Consider the following 1,104-nt stretch of genomic DNA (forward strand, 5'->3'; position numbering starts at 1 on the left):
GGAAACGTAAAAACCTGATCAGATTGGGAGTGGATCAAAACCATGCTTATGCATGGAGTAGGACCAGAAAAGGAGGATGGGCTGTGGCTCAGAGTCCAATTCTGATTACTACTATCACTCTGTCACGCCTAAGAAGAAAAGGGTATGAGTCAATGCTTTCCTACTACCTCAAAACGCAACCTACAATCCAGTGAACCGCCGTATACGAGACCCGTACGTACGGTGGTGTGAGAGGCGCACCTCGTCAGTTACAACTGGCGAGGCCGTCTACTCGATTATAGGGCGTTTTTCTTTCGGTTGTCATACGCATACCTCGTCCAAATTTATCCATTTGCATTTCCATTGTCCGCTTACATTTATGTAAAGTCTTGTGTAGCCAGTTGTTTCGTCAATATCTTCATTGTAACTGAAAATGTCAAAAATACCATCGTTGTCTATGTCGTAACCAATTCCTTTAATAATCTTACCACTTTCAGTTGTCATTATTGTCTCGTCACTTTTAATTTTAATATTCTCATCGTAGGGTAAAATTGTCAAGCCTTGGATATTATTTGTAATTGCGTTAGGAATGTCTGCTATTTTCTTAAATGATAGATTGGGAAATATAATTGTTCCTGGACATTCAGTAAAACCAAATAAATACCAATTGTCAACTGTTGCTTTGTAAGCTTTGTCGTTAAACCAAATAAGTCCACTGATATTATTGTCCCAAGCTATTTTTGTTCCTTTAAAATTTTGGTCAGCGTCAATTCCGTGTTTGACTTTTATTTCATTTTCTAAATTCAATAAGAAGTTTAGCAATGATAAATTGTCGTCCCAAGTGAAAGGAACACTCTGTCCGCTTATTTTTAAAAGTCCCACGAAATATTTACTCTGATTGTTTTTGTTGAAGAATGAGGATTTTGTTGGTTTTAATGAAGGATTTTCCATTATCCATTTTTGGTCAACTTTTTTCTTCAGGCTGTCAACAAGTTCTTGCTGATTGATACTTGCTGTATTCGTCTGCTGTTTCTGTCCGCAAGCGTACAAAACTGTCAGTAAGAAAATGGAAAATATGGATATTTTGTGTTTCAAATTGTGTCGTCTTTTAAAATGCCCTATAAC

General features: G+C 37.0%; 1 protein-coding gene and 1 pseudogene. One reads left to right on the plus strand and one right to left on the minus strand.

The window, feature by feature from the left end; translation table 11 throughout:
• Positions 1-194, plus strand: a pseudogene (locus BVH04_RS21730) (group II intron reverse transcriptase/maturase); the annotation flags it as partial.
• 106 nt (positions 195-300) lie between these two features.
• Here the strand turns inward: BVH04_RS21730 and BVH04_RS21735 are convergent.
• On the minus strand, positions 301-1,104 hold an 804-nt coding region (locus tag BVH04_RS21735; RefSeq protein WP_205635902.1), incomplete at its 5' end, for a hypothetical protein.

The organism is Algoriphagus antarcticus (assembly GCF_002150685.1).
Lineage (GTDB): Bacteria > Bacteroidota > Bacteroidia > Cytophagales > Cyclobacteriaceae > Algoriphagus > Algoriphagus antarcticus.